The organism is Mesorhizobium sangaii, assembly GCF_014207355.1.
Taxonomy (GTDB): domain Bacteria; phylum Pseudomonadota; class Alphaproteobacteria; order Rhizobiales; family Rhizobiaceae; genus Mesorhizobium; species Mesorhizobium sangaii.
The window spans coordinates 213,856-230,089 of sequence record NZ_JACHEF010000007.1 but is presented as its reverse complement, the minus strand read 5'-3'; the positions used below and the strand labels follow the sequence as shown (position 1 = coordinate 230,089).

Annotated in this window: 19 protein-coding genes; 9 read left to right on the top strand and 10 right to left on the bottom strand. The window is 64.4% G+C overall.

Annotated features, from left to right (window positions below; translation table 11 throughout):
- Positions 1–7: 7 nt before the first annotated feature.
- The 4 genes from rpsU to HNQ71_RS28695 all read right to left on the bottom strand — a co-directional run bounded on the left by rpsU (position 8) and on the right by HNQ71_RS28695 (position 2,315).
- The gene (gene rpsU / locus HNQ71_RS28710) at positions 8–286 is read right to left on the bottom strand and encodes a 30S ribosomal protein S21 (RefSeq protein ID WP_023810129.1); all 279 of its coding nucleotides are present in this window, start codon (positions 284–286) and stop codon (positions 8–10) included.
- Between the two features lie 178 nt (positions 287–464).
- Positions 465–851, bottom strand: a complete 387-nt coding sequence (locus HNQ71_RS28705; RefSeq protein WP_184876786.1) for an SET domain-containing protein — start codon at positions 849–851, stop codon at positions 465–467.
- 126 nt (positions 852–977) lie between these two features.
- Positions 978–1,736: an SDR family oxidoreductase gene (locus HNQ71_RS28700; protein ID WP_184876778.1), complete on the bottom strand. Its 759-nt coding sequence runs from the start codon at positions 1,734–1,736 to the stop codon at positions 978–980.
- A gap of 162 nt (positions 1,737–1,898) precedes the next feature.
- Positions 1,899–2,315: a YrdB family protein gene (locus HNQ71_RS28695; RefSeq protein ID WP_246462186.1), complete on the bottom strand. Its 417-nt coding sequence runs from the start codon at positions 2,313–2,315 to the stop codon at positions 1,899–1,901.
- A gap of 152 nt (positions 2,316–2,467) precedes the next feature.
- On the opposite strand from HNQ71_RS28695, the gene HNQ71_RS28690 reads away from it, so the two are divergent.
- The 7 genes from HNQ71_RS28690 (at position 2,468) to HNQ71_RS28660 (ending at position 9,185) form a co-directional block, all read left to right on the top strand.
- The gene (locus HNQ71_RS28690; protein ID WP_184876774.1) at positions 2,468–3,721 is read left to right on the top strand and encodes a sarcosine oxidase subunit beta; all 1,254 of its coding nucleotides are present in this window, start codon (positions 2,468–2,470) and stop codon (positions 3,719–3,721) included.
- A complete protein-coding gene (locus HNQ71_RS28685; protein WP_184876771.1) occupies positions 3,721–4,143 on the top strand; it encodes a hypothetical protein in 423 nt (140 codons plus the stop codon). Before HNQ71_RS28690 ends, HNQ71_RS28685 begins: the two co-directional genes overlap by 1 nt.
- An 11-nt stretch (positions 4,144–4,154) precedes the next feature.
- Complete coding sequence (locus tag HNQ71_RS28680; RefSeq protein WP_184876769.1) at positions 4,155–4,466, top strand: sarcosine oxidase subunit delta; 312 nt, start codon at positions 4,155–4,157, stop codon at positions 4,464–4,466.
- Positions 4,463–7,456 (top strand): sarcosine oxidase subunit alpha, encoded by a 2,994-nt coding sequence (locus tag HNQ71_RS28675; RefSeq protein ID WP_184876767.1) that lies wholly within the window; start codon positions 4,463–4,465, stop codon positions 7,454–7,456. Before HNQ71_RS28680 ends, HNQ71_RS28675 begins: the two co-directional genes overlap by 4 nt.
- On the top strand, positions 7,449–8,033 hold the full coding sequence (locus tag HNQ71_RS28670) for a sarcosine oxidase subunit gamma (protein ID WP_184876765.1): 585 nt from the start codon (positions 7,449–7,451) through the stop codon (positions 8,031–8,033). The genes HNQ71_RS28675 and HNQ71_RS28670 overlap by 8 nt, the downstream gene beginning before the upstream one ends.
- A gap of 59 nt (positions 8,034–8,092) precedes the next feature.
- Complete coding sequence (locus HNQ71_RS28665) at positions 8,093–8,323, top strand: hypothetical protein (protein WP_184876763.1); 231 nt, start codon at positions 8,093–8,095, stop codon at positions 8,321–8,323.
- 76 nt (positions 8,324–8,399) lie between these two features.
- Positions 8,400–9,185 carry a ThuA domain-containing protein gene (locus tag HNQ71_RS28660; RefSeq protein ID WP_184876761.1) on the top strand — a complete coding sequence of 262 codons (786 nt, stop codon included), beginning with the start codon at positions 8,400–8,402 and terminating at the stop codon, positions 9,183–9,185.
- A gap of 171 nt (positions 9,186–9,356) precedes the next feature.
- Here HNQ71_RS28660 and HNQ71_RS28655 read toward each other — a convergent pair whose 3' ends face one another.
- The 6 genes from HNQ71_RS28655 to HNQ71_RS28630 all read right to left on the bottom strand — a co-directional run bounded on the left by HNQ71_RS28655 (position 9,357) and on the right by HNQ71_RS28630 (position 13,702).
- Positions 9,357–9,605 carry a DUF680 domain-containing protein gene (locus HNQ71_RS28655; protein WP_184876759.1) on the bottom strand — a complete coding sequence of 83 codons (249 nt, stop codon included), beginning with the start codon at positions 9,603–9,605 and terminating at the stop codon, positions 9,357–9,359.
- Positions 9,606–9,820: 215 nt separating this feature from the next.
- Positions 9,821–10,465, bottom strand: a complete 645-nt coding sequence (locus HNQ71_RS28650) for a TetR/AcrR family transcriptional regulator (RefSeq protein WP_184876757.1) — start codon at positions 10,463–10,465, stop codon at positions 9,821–9,823.
- A 92-nt stretch (positions 10,466–10,557) separates the two neighbouring features.
- Positions 10,558–11,334, bottom strand: a complete 777-nt coding sequence (locus tag HNQ71_RS28645; protein ID WP_184876755.1) for an SDR family NAD(P)-dependent oxidoreductase — start codon at positions 11,332–11,334, stop codon at positions 10,558–10,560.
- Entirely contained in the window at positions 11,334–12,368 is a 1,035-nt protein-coding gene (locus HNQ71_RS28640; RefSeq protein WP_184876753.1) for a phosphotransferase family protein, read from the bottom strand. The genes HNQ71_RS28645 and HNQ71_RS28640 overlap by 1 nt, the downstream gene beginning before the upstream one ends.
- Positions 12,365–12,850, bottom strand: coding sequence for a MaoC family dehydratase (locus tag HNQ71_RS28635; protein WP_378922604.1), 486 nt, complete (start codon positions 12,848–12,850; stop codon positions 12,365–12,367). The genes HNQ71_RS28640 and HNQ71_RS28635 overlap by 4 nt, the downstream gene beginning before the upstream one ends.
- Positions 12,851–12,886: 36 nt before the next feature.
- Positions 12,887–13,702: an SDR family oxidoreductase gene (locus HNQ71_RS28630; protein ID WP_184876751.1), complete on the bottom strand. Its 816-nt coding sequence runs from the start codon at positions 13,700–13,702 to the stop codon at positions 12,887–12,889.
- 134 nt (positions 13,703–13,836) lie between these two features.
- Between HNQ71_RS28630 and HNQ71_RS28625 the strand changes: the two genes are divergently transcribed.
- Both HNQ71_RS28625 and HNQ71_RS28620 read left to right on the top strand, forming a co-directional pair.
- Positions 13,837–15,078: an acyl-CoA dehydrogenase family protein gene (locus HNQ71_RS28625; RefSeq protein WP_184876749.1), complete on the top strand. Its 1,242-nt coding sequence runs from the start codon at positions 13,837–13,839 to the stop codon at positions 15,076–15,078.
- A gap of 54 nt (positions 15,079–15,132) precedes the next feature.
- Complete coding sequence (locus HNQ71_RS28620) at positions 15,133–16,170, top strand: zinc-binding dehydrogenase (protein ID WP_184876747.1); 1,038 nt, start codon at positions 15,133–15,135, stop codon at positions 16,168–16,170.
- Positions 16,171–16,234 lie beyond the last annotated feature (64 nt).

Below are 16,234 nucleotides of genomic sequence, written 5' to 3'. Positions count from 1 at the left end.
ATTGGCGTTAGAACCGCGGCGGGCGCGGAGCACCACCTGCACCGCCGGCGGCGCCAGCAGCAACCGGACGCGGCGTCATCGGCAGCAGGCCTTCGCGCTGTGCGCGCTTGCGGGCCAGCTTGCGGGCACGGCGCACGGCTTCGGCCTTTTCACGGGCGCGCTTCTCGGAAGGCTTCTCGTAATGGCCGCGCATCTTCATTTCGCGGAAAATGCCTTCGCGCTGCATCTTCTTCTTGAGCGCGCGAAGCGCCTGATCAACGTTATTGTCGCGGACGAGTACCTGCACGGGCAATCCTGTCTTTCGGGTTTGTTATCAACAGGCAAGCAGCCATAGCCACAAGCCTCCGCGGCGATCTACACCACGAATTGTGGCGGCTGATAGCAGAATCAGGCCGCGCTGTCCACAGCCGAAATGAACATCAACGGCCAAACCGCAGCCGTTTTGCGGCTGGATAGGGAGCCGACTACGCCGTTGCGAGGTGAAGCCGCTCGAAATCCTCGAAGAACTCGCCATAGTCGCAGGTGATCTCCTCGCCGGCCGCGATGTCGCGGGTGGCGATGGCGCCGCCATACTGCGAAAAATCCGTGTTCGGCCGTTCGGCGTGATTCATGAAGCGTCCATTGTCGACCTCATAGACCATGAAACCAGGACGATCCGGGCTCGGATAGGCATAGCGGTCGAGCAATTCCCTCAGATGCGAGGGTGCTGCCTCGTATCTTTCCATCGGAATCAACCGGTCGAAATCCGGATCGAGCCGCCAGATCGAGGCGCCTTTCCGGATCGGCTCGGCGGCGAACACGCCGACGCCTTCGATTGCGCTCGCAGCCACGTAGGTTCTGATCAGCATCATGGTTCCAGGACCTGTATTGGCAAAAGGCCTGTTTCGACAGAAACGGCATCGCCAAATCGTGCCGAAAAAGCAAGACCGGCGGTCTGCCTTGCGGCAACGAACATGCCTATTTGCTGTGAATGCCCTTCACGTCCGGTTGATCGACACGCCTCCATCGGCAAGCAATGCCGTTCCGGTGGTGAAGCTCGAAGCGTCCGAGGCGAGGTAGAGGGCCGAGCGGGCGATCTCTACCGGTGTCGCGACACGTTTCAAGGCATGCAGGTTTTCGACGAAAGCCTGCGATTCGGGGGTCTTGAAGGTGGCCGCCGGCGTGTCGGTGCCGCCGGGCAGCAGCGCGTTGACCCGCACGCCTTTCGGGCCATATTCCGCGGCAAGCACCTGCGTCAGCCCGATCAGCCCGGCCTTGCTCGCGGCATAGCTGGTCATGCCGGGCATGCCGACGGTGTTACCGACGAAGGTGGAGGTGAAGATCAGCGAACCACCGCCGCGCTCGATCATCGCCGGCACCTGATATTTTGCGCCGAGAAACGCGCTGGTTAGGTTGGTGTCAAGCGTCTCGCGCCATCCCTCCAGCGACAGATCCGAAATCGGACCCATCGGCCCGACGGCGCCGGCATTGTTGAAGGCGATGTCGAGGCCGCCGAATTTTTCGACGGCCAGATCGACAAGGGCTTTCGCATAGGCTTCGTCGCGGACATCGCCGGCAAGGGCGACGGCCGTGCCGTCGGCGTCGGCTATCTCGGCCACCAGAGCATCGAGCTCGGCCCGGCGGCGGGCGGCGACGATGACCCTGGCGCCTTCCTCGGCGAAGAGTCTTGCGGTGGCGCGGCCGATGCCGGAACTGGCGCCGGTGACGATGGCGATCTTGTTGGCGAGTGCGAGCATGGCTGTCGTCCCTCTGTCGGTCCTGTCTGGCCGACTGGTGCCGGCAACGAGGCCCGTTGATCGCAGGCCACGCCTACCCGCGACACCCGATACCTGCACAGTTGGATCTTGCCGTTGGGCGTTGGAGGAGCGAGCCGCGAAAGGGGATGCGGGTTGGGCGACCTATTGCTTCAGCAGCCAGCTGAGTCGGTCGAGCGAGAATGCGTAGCTGATGACGATGAGCAGGGCGACGATGATGCCGGCGGTCGTGTAGCCGGCCACGTAGAATCCTGCGGCACCACCGAACAGGATCGTCAGTTCCAGCGCCAGCCGCACCGCACCCGGTACCGGCACCGGAGCACGGCCCGACCGGCTCGGATCGTCGAGGACGGCGAAGGTGCCCCACAAGGCAGCGGCGATGAGCGGCAAGGCCACGGCCAGGATCCAGCGCCACAATCCATCGGAGAGACCCCACCCCGCCAGGCCAAGGCCAAGCAAGGCGGCAAGCTCCAGCAGGAAGCGCAACGTCAAATTCCACCAGGCGTTGCCCATGATCGTCCTCCAGAGTGTCGCGACGGCAATGTGACTGATGGCAACCATGGCCACCAGATCGCATGCGTCATTTTCGGCGCGGCGCAAAACGGCAAGCGCCGTCGCAAACAGCGCAAGGGTGGAAGCTGCGTTTCGCTAGTGATACTCCTCGCGCGCCGGGGTCGATAGAATGCCCTGCCGCCATTTGCGAGGCTGGAACGTTGAAGAAATATTCGGTATTCGCCATCGCCCGCGAGGCCATGCGCGGCCACAAGGGCTGGGAGGAACAATGGTCCTCGCCTGAGCCGAAGAAGGAATACGATGTCATTATCGTCGGCGCCGGCGGTCATGGCCTGGCCACCGCCTATTACCTCGCCACGGTGCACGGCATCACCAATGTCGCGGTGCTGGAAAAGGGCTGGCTCGGCGGCGGCAACACCGGCCGCAACACCACCATCATCCGCTCGAACTATCTCTATGACGAGAGCGCCGGCATCTACGACCATGCGCTGAAGCTGTGGGACGGGCTGAGCCAGGAACTCAACTACAACGTCATGTATTCGGCGCGCGGCGTCATGATGCTGGCTCACAATGTGCACGACATCCAGGTGCTGAAGCGGCATGTCCACGCCAACCGGCTGAACGGCATCGACAATGAATGGCTGACGCCGGAGCAGGCGAAGGAATTCTGCCCGCCCCTCAACACCTCCAAGGATGCGCGCTATCCCGTCGTCGGTGCGGCGCTGCAGCGCCGCGGCGGCACGGCGCGCCACGATGCCGTGGCCTGGGGCTATGCGCGCGGCGCCTCGGCGCGCGGCGTCCACATCATCCAGAATTGCGAGGTCACCGGCGTCAAGCGGGCGGCCAATGGCGCGGTCATGGGCGTCGACACGACGCGCGGCTTCATCGGCGCCAAGAAGGTCGGTGTCGTCGCCGCCGGCCATTCCTCCGTCATCATGAACATGGCCGGCGTGCGCATGCCGCTGGAAAGCTATCCGCTGCAGGCGCTGGTGTCGGAGCCGGTCAAGCCGGTGGTGCCGTGCGTGGTGATGTCGAACACGGTGCATGCCTATATCTCGCAGTCTGACAAGGGCGAACTGGTGATCGGCGCCGGCACCGACCAGTATGTCTCCTATTCGCAGACCGGCGGCCTGCACATATTGCAGCACACGCTCGACGCCATCTGCGAGATGTTCCCGATCTTCACGCGCATGAAAATGCTGCGCTCATGGGGCGGCATCGTCGACGTCACGCCCGACCGCTCGCCGATCCTGGCCAAGACGCCGGTGCCCGGCCTCTATGTCAATTGCGGCTGGGGCACGGGCGGCTTCAAGGCGACGCCGGGCTCCGGCCATGTCTTTGCCCACACCATCGCCAGGGACGATCCGCATCCGATCAACGCGCCCTTCACCATCGAACGCTTCCGCACTGGCCGCCTCATCGACGAGGCGGCAGCGGCGGCGGTGGCGCACTGATGATGGCGCAGATGGCTGTCGCGATGCCGCTGATGCTGGCGGGGGAACAAGGCATGTTCCATTTTCCCTCGGCGGACGAAGTGCGTACGCAGCCGATCAGCCGCGCCGGGAACGAGGCCGGATGGCCGTTTTCCGTCGATGACGGCATCCTGGCCTGCGTGTGGAGCGGCGGCCAGAAGGTGGTCATGTTCCTGGAGAACATGCCTTCCGACCAGGATGAGGACGACACATTCGAGCCGCGCCGCGTCATCGTCACGACCGATCCGATGCAACTCACCATCGGCAACATGGCGTACCGCGACCTGTTTCGGCCGGCTGCAAGCGTGGAGGAGCGCATCCGGCTCGTCGCGCCCTTTGCGGCCATGGGCCAGAGGCTTTGCGACCAACCCGCCGGCGCTCACGTCGGCAACGGCGAATTGTAGGAACGAACCAAATGCTTCTCATCCGCTGCCCCTATTGCGAGGAAGAGCGCCCGGAACTTGAGTTCCGCAACGCCGGCGAGGCGCATATCGCGCGCTCGGCCAACATGGCTGGCGAGAGCGACGACGATTTCGAGAAGTTCTTCTTCATCCGCTCGAATCCCAAGGGCATCATCTATGAGCGTTGGCGGCACATGCATGGCTGCGCCCGCTTCTTCAATGCGGTGCGCGACACCGTCACCGACAAGTTCATCATGACCTACAAGGCCGGCGAGCCAAAACCGTCGAACCTGCCCAAAATCTCCAACGAAGTGGTTGCCAAATGAGCGGCGCGTTCCGCATTCCCGGTGCCGGCCGCCTGAAACAGGCGAAGACCGCGCGGTTCAACTTCGATGGCCAGGCCTACACCGGCATCGAGGGCGATACGCTGGCCTCGGCATTGCTTGCCAATGGCGTCCATCTCGTCGGCCGCTCGTTCAAGTACCACCGACCGCGCGGCATCCTGTCGGCGGGCGCGGAAGAGCCCAACGCGCTGGTCGAGATCAAGCGCGACGCGGCGCGCAAGACGCCGAACGTGCGGGCCACCGTGCAGGAGCTCTATGACGGGCTTGAAGCACAGTCGCAGAATCGCTGGCCGTCGTTGTCCTTCGACGTCGGCGCGGTCAACGACATTGCGTCGCCGCTGTTTTCGGCCGGCTTCTACTACAAGACCTTCATGTGGCCGAAAGCGGCCTGGAAGAGCCTCTACGAGCCCAAGATCCGCGCCGCGGCTGGGCTTGGCGTTTCTCCTGACCAGCCGGACCCCGACCATTATTCGTCGCGCTATGGGCATTGCGATGTGCTGGTGCTCGGCGGCGGTGCGGCCGGCATCGCGGCAGCACTTGCCGCGGCCGAGACCGGGGTGCGCGTCATCCTGGCCGACGAGCAGGCCGAGTTCGGCGGCAGCCTGCGTTTCGAGACCGGCGCCGGGATCGATGGCCAGGACGGCTTTGCCTGGGCGCAGGCGGCGATTGCCGAGCTCCAAGGCATGGACAATGTCCGCGTGCTCTCGCGCACGACGGCCTTCGGCTACTACGCGCAGAATTTCGTCGGCCTGGTCGAGCGCGTCAGCGATCATCTCTCGACCCCCGGCCATGATCTGCCACGCGAGCGGCTGTGGCAGGTGAGGGCCAAGCGCGTGGTGCTGGCCTCCGGTGCCATCGAAAGGCACATGGTGTTCGCCGACAATGACCGGCCGGGCATAATGCTGGCCGGTGCGGCGCGCACCTATCTCAACCACTATGGCGTCGCGGTCGGCAGACAAGTCGGCGTCTACACCGCCAACGATTCCGCCTATGCGGCGGCGATAGACCTGAAGAAGGCCGGCGTCCAGGTGGCGGCGATCGTCGACCTGCGCGACCATCCGACCGGACCGGTGATCGACGAGGCGAGGGCGCTCGGCATCGAGGTCAATTTCGGCCGCGCGGTGATCCGCGCCGGCGGCAAATTGCGGGTGTCGTCGATGACCGTGCAGCCGAAGAATGGCGGCGGCGAACGCACCATCCCGGTCGATGCGATCCTGATGTCGGCCGGCTGGACGCCGTCGGTACATCTATTCTCGCAGTCGCGCGGCAAGGTCGCCTTCAACGACGAGACCAAGCGCTTCGTGCCGGGCACCTATGCGCAGGATTGCGTCTCGGTCGGCGCCTGCAACGGCACCGACGGGCTGTCGGCGACGATCGACGAGGCCTATGCGGCCGGCGAGAAGGCAGCGAAAGATACCGGTGCTAAAACCGTCAAGAGCAACAGGCCGAAGGTCGACGCCTCGGAGAGCTGGTCGCGCGGCATGCTGGGGGCTGCCCCCGGTGCCGGCCCGGACACGACGGTGAAGGCGTTCGTCGATTTCCAGAACGACGTCACCGCCAAGGATATCCGCCAGGCGGTGCATGAGGGCATGCGCTCGATCGAGCACGTCAAGCGCTTCACCACCAACGGCATGGCGACCGACCAGGGCAAGACCTCCAACATGCACGGCCTGGCGATCGCCGCCGAGGAGCTTGGCAAGCCGATCCCTGAAGTCGGCCTGACCACGTTCCGCGCGCCCTATACGCCGGTGACCTTCGGGGCGATCGTCAGCCACGCGCGCGGTCCGCTGTTCGACCCGACGCGCAAGACGGCGATCCATCCGTGGGCCGAGGCGCAAGGCGCCGTGTTCGAGGATGTCGGACAGTGGAAGCGCGCCTGGTATTTTCCCAAGGCGGGCGAAGACATGCATGCCGCGGTCGACCGCGAATGCGTCGCGGTGCGCAAGACGGCCGGCCTGTTCGATGCCTCGACGCTCGGCAAGATCGAAGTGGTCGGGCCGGATGCGGCCAAGTTCATGGAGCTGCTCTACACCAATCCGTGGGAGAAGCTGGAGCCCGGCCGTTGTCGCTATGGCATCATGCTGCGCGAGGACGGTTTCATCTATGATGACGGCGTCGTCGGCAGGCTGGCGCCCGACCGCTTCCATGTGACGACGACGACCGGCGGCGCGCCGCGCGTCATGAACCACATGGAGGATTATCTCCAGACCGAGTTCCCGCACCTGAATGTCTGGCTGACCTCGATCACCGAACAATGGGCGGTCATCGCGGTGCAAGGGCCGAAGTCGCGCGACATCATCGCGCCGCTGGTCGAAGGCATCGACATGTCTGACGAGGCGCTGCCGCATATGTCGGTGCGCGAAGGCAAGATCTGCGGTGTGCCGACCCGGCTGTTCCGCATGTCGTTCACCGGCGAGCGTGGCTTCGAGGTCAATGTGCCGGCCGACTACGGCCAGGCCGTCTGGGAAGCGCTGTGGGCCGAGGGCCAGAAGCATGATGCGGCGGCCTACGGCACTGAAGCCATGCACGTGCTGCGCGCCGAAAAGGGCTACATCATCGTCGGCCAGGATACCGACGGCACGGTGACGCCGAACGATGCCGGGCTCGACTGGGCAGTCGGCAAGAAGAAGGCCGATTTCGTCGGCATCCGCGGCATGGCGCGGCCGGATCTGGTCGCGAAGGGCCGCAAGCAACTGGTCGGCCTCAAGACCAAGGACCCCAAGGTGGTGCTGGAAGAAGGCGCGCAGATCGTCGAGGATCCGAAGCAGGCGATCCCGATGAAGATGATCGGCCACGTCACCTCGAGCTACTGGTCGGAAAATTGCGGCCGCTCGATTGCCCTTGCGCTGGTCGCCGGCGGCCGCGACCGCATGGGCGACACGCTCTACGTGCCGATGCCGAACGGGGTGATCGAAGTGGAGGTTTCCAGCATGGTGTTCTTCGATGAGACGGGAGGGCGCCTCAATGGCTAAGGCCGCCGCAAAGAAGACAGCTCCGGCTGCATCGCCTTCGATCGAGCGCCGTCCGGCGCTGGCTGGACGCAGCACCGCCGCGACCGGCGCCAAGGTCGAGGCGCTGCCACCGGCAGATCGCATCTCGCTGCGCGCGCCGGAGACTTCAACTGCCGCCCTTTCCAAGGCGCTTGGTGTGACCTTGCCGAAAAAGCCGAAGACCTCGACCATGAAGGCCGGCCGCACCGCTCTTTGGCTTGGGCCTGACGAATGGCTGGTCATCGACGAGGCCGGCAACGATCCGCTTGCCGACTGCGCCGCGGTTTCCGCCCTCCATTCGGCCGTCGGCATATCGCATCGCAACATCGCGATCGCCGTGACGGGCGCCGGCGCCGCCGCGGCGATCAATTCTGGCTGCCCGCAGGATCTGTCGCTCGATGCCTTCCCGGTCGGAGCGGCTTCGCGTACCATCCTGGGCAAGGCCGAGATCGTGCTGTTGCGCACGGCCGCCGATGCCTTCAGGGTCGAGTGCTGGCGTTCCTTCTCGGACTATGTCTTTACTTTCCTGTCCGAGGGATCGCGGGACGCTGCAATCTGAACTCGGAACGTTTTGCAGGTCACGCTCGTTCTGCATCCGTACACCGAGGGAGAATGCCGATGCCGTCGAATTCCGCGCCGAAGTCGCCGGTCAAGAAGAGCGCTGCCGTTCGTTCGCTCGAACATGAGAAGCACGAAGGCTCGAGCGCTGAAGAGGATCTCGAGGAAGGCCTCGAGGACACCTTTCCGGCCAGCGATCCGGTGTCGATAACCGGGACGGCCATCCCCGGCGGTCCCGCGAAGCCGGGCAAGGCCAAGACCGTGGCCGGCCGCAAGAAGCGCACAAGGTAGTTTCCATCGGACCAGGCCGGATCGGGCCTTCTCAATCCCATTGGACATGGTATTTAAAGCGCTTTGGGAGAGAAAAATGCCGACAAAAGCCATCGTTTGGGGCGAGAACGTCCATGAGCAGACCAATGCCGCCGTGCGCGACCTCTACCCCTTGGGCATGCATGGCACGATCGCCGCGGCGCTCAACCAGGACAAGGGTATCGAGGCGACCACCGCCACCCTGCAGGAACCCGAACATGGCTTGAGCGAACAGCGCCTGGCCAGCACCGATGTCCTACTGTGGTGGGGCCACAGGTCGCATGGCGAGGTCAAGGACGAGATCGTCGAGCGGGTGCAGAAGCGGGTTTGGGAAGGATTGGGGCTGATCGTGCTCCATTCCGGCCACTACTCGAAGATTTTCAAGCGGCTGATGGGGACACCCTGTTCGCTGAAATGGCGCGAGGCAGGCGAGCGCGAGCGCGTCTGGGCGATCAACCGCAGCCACCCGATCGCGCAGGGCATCGGCGAGTGCCTGGAGATCGGCGAGACGGAAATGTATGGCGAGCCGTTCGCGGTGCCGGAGCCGCTCGAGACGGTGTTCGTCTCCTGGTACGAGGGCGGCGAGGTGTTCCGGTCCGGACTGACCTACCAGCGCGGCGCCGGCAGGATCTTTTACTTTTCGCCCGGCCACGAAACCTATCCGATCTATCACAATGAGGGCGTGCAACAGGTGCTGCGTAACGCCGTGCACTGGGCGCACAACCCGGCGCCGGCCTGGGCCGGCATTACCAATGCACCGAACGTGCCGGCGGATGCCGCCAAGGAGAAGATCGTCCAGAAAGGGCTGCGCCTGCATGCCGATGGTGACAAGGGCCTGAGCTGATGGGGCCAGGCCCACGCCGACTTCTGATGCTCGGCACCAGCGGCATTGCCGGGTTACGCGTCAGCGTTCGCCTGGGCCAATCCTGTACCGCCAACCGAGGCGGCGCCGCTTAATCCAAACTGCCCGCCAGGCCGGCCTTCGAATTGCGCCGGCCTCAGCTTTGTTTTTGTCTCAGAATGTGCTGGGCACGATCCACGGATTGATGCTGATGCCGAGCCGTGGGCCCTTGCCGTCAGCAGTGTTTTCCGTGGAACCCTTCTTCTCGACCGAGCCGGTGGGAGCGCAATCGAGTTTCACATGGGTCCTGGTGTCGACGCAGGTCGCAGCAGGTGCCTGCTTGACCGGATGGGTGGCGCCGGCGGCGAAGGCCGAGCCCGAAAGTGCCAGCACGGCGGCGAGTGTAAGGAGTGTCGTTTTCATCGTCAGTCTCCGTTTTCGACCGTTGAATTTTTTCCGTACATGTACGATACCACGTGCATATACGTCTGGCGATGCCGGCGTTCAAGTCAGAAACGTACATGTACGAATGAATTTTATTGAACTTTTATTGAACGCCAAAAATCGCGGCGTTCTGGCACAGCCGAGCACTCCAACCGGACGTGGTCGTGGTTGTCAGAGGTTGTGAGGGAAGTCGCTCAGCACTTGACCGGGGTCTCAGTCAGCGGCGGCACATTCTGCGTGCTCAGCGTGGCAAGCGTGAAATCGCACATCCGCTTCACGAAAGCCTGCGGGTCGCCGAAGGGATAGAACGGGAATGTGATCAGCAGCGAGATCGTGCCGTGGCCGACCGCCCACAGCATGGTGGCGATGGCGCGCGGGTCGCCCTGCAACTTGCCGGCGGCGACACAGGCCTCGACCCTGCTGATCAGCGCGTTCATCGCCGGGTTGCTCTCTTCCATGTCCTCGTAGCTCCTGCCTTCCGGCAGCTTGGTCTTTTCGGTCATAAACACGGTGCGGTATTCGTTGGGATTGCCGAGCCCGAAGGCGGCATACTCGGTCATGACCGCCTGCAATGCCTCGATCGGATCGTCGGACGAATGCTCCTCTATGCGGCGGGCAAGCGTCGCGAACGCATCCTCGGCCAGGGCGAACAGGATGTCCTGCTTGTCGGCGAAATAGGAATAGACCGACATCGGCGCGTAGCCGACCCGCTTGGCCAGCTTGCGGATGGTCAGCCCTTCATAGCCTTCTTCCTGGACGAGCTTATGCGCCGCCTCGACCAGTTCGGAGCGCAGTTCGGCCCTTTGTTTCTCGCGGCGTGTCTGGACGCTCGGCGGCAAGATCTCGTGCCTTTGGTTGGTTGGTACCTGGCTAAATTATATACGCTGTACGAAAACGGACAAGGGCGCGACAGGTTCCCAAACGGCATGCTTCAGATCGCACCGATGCCGCCGTCGACGGCCAGCGCATGGCCGGTCATGAAAGAGTTTGCAGGGTCGGCGGCAAACAGGATGGCGGTGGTGATTTCCTCGACCTCCGCCACCCGCTTCATCGGCACGCCGCGCGTCAACTCGGCCAACGCCTCTGCTTCCGGCGCGCCGGAGGCGCGCACGAAGCTGTCGACCATCGCCGTCCTCGTGTGGGCGGGGCAGATGGCGTTGATACGAAGGCCCTTGGTGGCGTATTCGAGCGCGGCCGAGCGGGTCAAGCCGATGACGCCGTGCTTGGCGGCGGCATAGACCGAGAGTTTCGGCGCGCCGGACAGGCCGGCGGCCGAGGCGATGTTGACGATGGCGCCGCCCTTGCCGGTCGCCTTGAACTGCCGCTCCATCTGCGGGATCTGGTGCTTCATGGCAAAGAAGACGCCGAGCAGATCGACCTCCAGCACGCGGCGAGCCTCGTCGGAGGGGACCTGCGGCAAGCGCACGAAGCTCTGCACGATGCCGGCATTGTTGATGGCGACATCCAGCCTGCCGAATTTTTCGACTGCCAGCCTGACCAGATCCTCGGAAAGTTTTTCGTTGGCGATGTTTCCGGCCAGGATCGCCGTTTCGGCCTGCAGCGTGGCTGCGAGATCGGCCAGCGCCCCGTCGTCGATGTCCGACAGCACCAGCCGCCCGCCTTCAGCGGCAAAGCCTTTCGCCGCACCCCGACCAAGCCCGCCGGTGGCACCGGTGATCAGCACCGTTGCTCCGTCAAAACGGCCCATCACGCCTCCTGGTCGATCAGTTTCGCGGCGAGATGCGAAAGCAGTTTTACCGCCTCGCCATAGGTTCTGGCCTTTTCGGGATTGGAGGCGTTGCCGTCCAGCGCCCGCTTGAAGACGCCCTGGCAGATCGCCGCGAGACGGAAGAAGGAGAAGGCCAGGAAGAAGGTCCAGTTGCCGATGCCGTCCAGCCCGCGTCGCCGGCAGTAGGCGGCAACATAGTCTTCTTCGGAGGGCAGGCCGAACGCGCGACGGTCGATGCCGCCCAGCCCGCGAAAGCCCGAGGCGTGCGGCAGGCGCCATTGCATGCACTGATAGGCGATGTCGGCGAAGGGGTGGCCGAGCGTCGACAATTCCCAGTCGAGCACCGCCAGAACCGTCGGCTGGTCTGCAGCAAATATCAGATTGTCCAGCCGGTAGTCGCCATGCACCAGCGAAACGCGGCCGTCATCGGCCGGCCTATGCGTCTCCAGCCAGGCAATCAGCCGGTCCATATCGGGGATGGTACCGGTTTCGGAGGCGCGGTACTGGCTGGTCCAGCGCGCCAACTGGCGCTCGAAATAGTTGCCGGGCCGGCCGAAATCGGTGAGACCCGCAGCGCCGACATCGACCTCGTGCAGCGCCGCAAGCGTTGCGTTCATCGCATCGTAGATGGCGGTGCGTTGGTCGTTGTCGCGGGCCTCGGGCAGCGCCGGATCCCAGAGGATGCGGCCGTCGAGGAAATCCATGACGTAGAACATCCGGCCGATCGGCGAGTCCTCCGCCGACAGATGCAGCATCCTGGGCACCGGCACGGCGGTGCCGGTCAGCGCGCTCATCACGGTGAATTCGCGGTCGACCTGATGCGCCGATTTCAGCAATTGCCCGGACGGCTTGGCCCGCAACACGTAGCGGCCGCTTTGCGCGGTCAAAAGGTAAGTCGGGTTCGATTGGCCGGATTTGAATTTTTCGATGGAGGCAAGCCCGGTAAAGCCGGGGATGTTGGCCTCGAGATAAGGCGCCAGTGCTGCCTGGTCGAGAACGTTCGGATCGATCATGCCGTCTCGGGCTGGCGTTCTATCAGGGTCAGCGTCAGCCAGCGGGCGGTCAGCGCCGGTTTCTTGGAGCCTTCGATCTCGATCGTCACGTCATGCGCGGTCTGCACCCAGCCCGACGGCCTGACCTTGACGTCGGCCAGCACGAAACGGGTGCGGATGCGCGCGCCGGTCTTCACCGGCGCCAGGAAGCGCAGCGAATCGAACCCGTGGTTGACGCCCATCTTGCCGTTTTCCAGCGGCGGCATGGTCTCGAAGGTCATCGCCGACAACAGCGACAGCGACAGGAAGCCATGCGCGATGGTGCCGCCGAACGGCGTCTCGCGCATGGCGCGCTCCGGATCGCAGTGGATGAACTGGTGGTCGTCGGTGGCGTCGGCGAACTGGTCGATCATGCGTTGCGTGACCACCCGCCACGGCGACACGCCAACTTCCTTGCCGACACTGGCCAGAAGTACATCGAGACTGATCGGTTCCACGCGGATGTCCTCCAGTTCACCCCCGGCTTCGGCCGGAAAATGTCATTCCTTGAACAAGGTCAGCCCATGCTGCACCGACTGTCCGCCGTCGATCGGCAGGATGGCGCCGGTGACATAGCTGCCTGCACGGCTGCACAAATAGAGTGTTGCGCCGGCAATGTCATCCGGTGCGCCGATACGGCCGATCGGAACATGGTTGCCGACATGCCTGGCTTGCTCTGCCGTGCCGGTGGCAAACGCAGTCATGCGGCTCTGGAAGGGGCCGGGGGCGAAGGCGTTGACGGTGATGCGGCGGGCGGCGAACTCGAGCGCCAGGGTGCGCGTCAGATGATGAACCGCGGCCTTCGACGCCGTGTAGGAATAGGCGTCGTCGGCCAACGGCTGCATGCCCATCACCGAACCGAGGTTGATGACCCTGGCCGGATCGGCATCGCTGGCGGCGGCATCGAGCAGCGGCAGCAATTCGCGTGTCAGATGGAAGACCGCGGTGACATTGACGCCGAACACTTTCGCCCAGGCGGAATAGGGAAAGCTCTCCAGCGGCGCGCCCCAGGACACACCGGCATTGTTGACCAGGATGTTCAGGTGATCGGTCCGCGTCTTGACCTCGGCGACGAGTGCGGCAATGCCGGCTTCGCTGGAGACATCGCCGGCGAAGCCTTCGGCCCGGCCCGGGGCGCCAAGCCCGTTCAGTTCACCGGCGACCTTGATGCAATCCTCGCCCTTGCGCGAGGCGATCATCACGCTGGCGCCGGCCTTGACCAGTGCGGTTGCCGCCATGCGGCCGATGCCGGTCGCCGCTCCCGTCACCAGCGCGGTCTTGCCGGCCACCGAAAACAGCTCGTCCAGATAGCTCATCACAATCCTCCGCGCCCTACCTTGGTGTGCGGGCCTCGGTGTGCAGGCAAAACAGTTCGCGTTGACAAGGCTATCCGAAGTACGGTCATCCTTGCCACGGGTAAAATGGCTGGCGTGCATGAAGGTTACGACCGATGACGGAGATGAATCTCGGCATGACCGAGCGACTGAAGCCGATCCACGCGCGCGTCGCGGCCATGGTGCGTGACGAGATCAAGCCGGTCGACGAGGAATTCCTCGGCGAAGTGGGCAAGCAAGGCGACCGCTGGGTCTATAGCGCGCGCCAGAGCGAAATCCTCGAAGGGTTGAAGAAGACCGCACGGGAGCGCGGCCTGTGGAACTTCTGGCTGACCGGCTCGGAGCGCGGCTACGGCCTGTCCACGGTCGAATACGCGTATCTCGCCGAGGAGATGGGCAAGGCGCATCTCGGCGCCGAGACCTTCAACTGCTCGGCGCCCGACACCGGCAACATGGAGGTGCTGGAACGGTATGGCTCGGCCGACCACAAGAAGGCGTGGCTCGAGCCGCTGCTCGACGGCAAGATCCGCTCGGCCTATCTGATGACCGAGCCGGATGTCGCCTCGTCCGACGCCACAAACATTGCGATGCGCTGTGAGCGCCAGGGCGGCGACTATGTGCTCAACGGCGAGAAATGGTGGGCTTCCGGCGCCGGCGATCCGCGGTGCGCCATCTACATCGTCATGGTCCGGACCGGTGGCGACGAAGAGCCGAAACACAGGCGGCATTCGATGATCCTGGTGCCGTCCGACGCAAAGGCCGTGACCAAGGTCCGGGCGATGCAGGTCTATGGCGACGATGACGCGCCGCACGGCCACATGCATCTTCGCTTCGACAATGTGCGTGTGCCTGCATCGAACCTGATCCTCGGCGAGGGCAGGGGGTTCGAGATTGCGCAGGGGCGGCTCGGCCCTGGCCGCATCCATCACTGCATGCGCGCCATCGGCCAGGCCGAGATGGCGCTGGAGATGCTGTGCCAGCGTTCCGTGCGCCGCCAGGCCTTCGGCCAGCCCTTGGCAAAACTCGGCGCCAATTTCGACATCATCGCCGAATGTCGCATGGAGATCGAGATGGCGCGGCTGCTCTGCCTGAAGGCGGCATGGATGATCGACCAGGGCGATGCGCGCGCCGCAGCACCCTGGATCAGCCAGATCAAGGTGATCGCGCCGCGCGTGGCGCTCAAGGTCACCGACGAGGCGGTGCAGATGTTCGGCGCGCAGGGCATCAGCCAGGACACGCCGCTGGCGCGCTCATGGACGCATCTGCGGACATTGCGCCTTGCCGATGGACCTGATGCCGTGCATCGCCGCCAGGTGGCGCGGACGGAACTGAAGAAATACACGCAGGAAAAGGTCTGAGCGCCGGCATTCGTCACCCGGCGCCGCCGGCAGGTCCAAGCAAGGAGTGTTCCGATGACCGTCCCCTCCGAAATGAAGGCGCTGCTGCTTGTCGGCGACGGCTACACCAGGACGCCGTCCGGCAGCGCGCTGGAAGCGATGGAGCCCTATCTCGAGCCGGGCAGCATCGCGGTGCCGACGCCGGGGCCGACGCAGGTGCTGATCAAGGTCAGCCTTGCCTCGATCAATCCATCCGATGTCGCCTTCATCAAGGGCCAGTACGGCCAGCCGCGCGCCAAGGGCCAGCCGGCCGGTTTCGAGGGTGTCGGCACCGTCGTCGCCAGTGGCGATGAGCCCTATCCCAAAAGCCTCATCGGCAAGCGCGTTGCCTTCGCCACAGGCGTGAGCAACTGGGGCTCATGGGCCGAATATGCAGTGGCGGAAGCGGTGGTCTGCATCCCGCTGCTCGACACCGTTCGCGACGAGGATGGCGCGGCGATGATCGTCAACCCGCTCACCGCGCTCGCCATGTTCGACATCGTGAGGGAAGAGGGCGAAAAGGCCTTCGTCATGACCGCCGGCGCCAGCCAGCTCTGCAAGCTGATCATCGGCCTGGCCAGGGAAGCGGGTTTTCGACCCATTGTCACCGTGCGCCGCGACGACCAGATCGCGGCTCTGGAGGAGCTTGGCGCCGCACACGTCCTCAACGAAAAGGCGCCGGATTTCAAGACGGCGCTGCGCGAGGTCATGAAGGCCGAACAGCCGCGCATCTTCCTCGACGCGGTGACCGGGCCGCTGGCCTCCGCCATTTTCGACGTCATGCCGAAGCGCTCGCGCTGGATCATCTATGGGCGGCTCGATCCCGAAGCCACGATCATCCGTGAACCCGGCCAACTGATCTTCCAGCACAAGCACATCGAGGGTTTCTGGCTGAGCGAATGGATGCGTCAGTTTCGCGACCGCCGCGGCCCGGCGATCCTGGAAGCGCAGAAAAGGTTCTCCGATGGGCGCTGGTCGACCGATGTGACGGCGGTGGTGCCGCTCGCCGAGGCAATGGCGCGGGTGCCGGAGGAACTGGCCAAGCCCAACGGCAAGGTGTTCATCCGGCCTTAGCATGAAGGTGCCCGTCGTTCGGACACGAAGCCTGCACATGCTCTCGATGCCAGAAATGGCGATG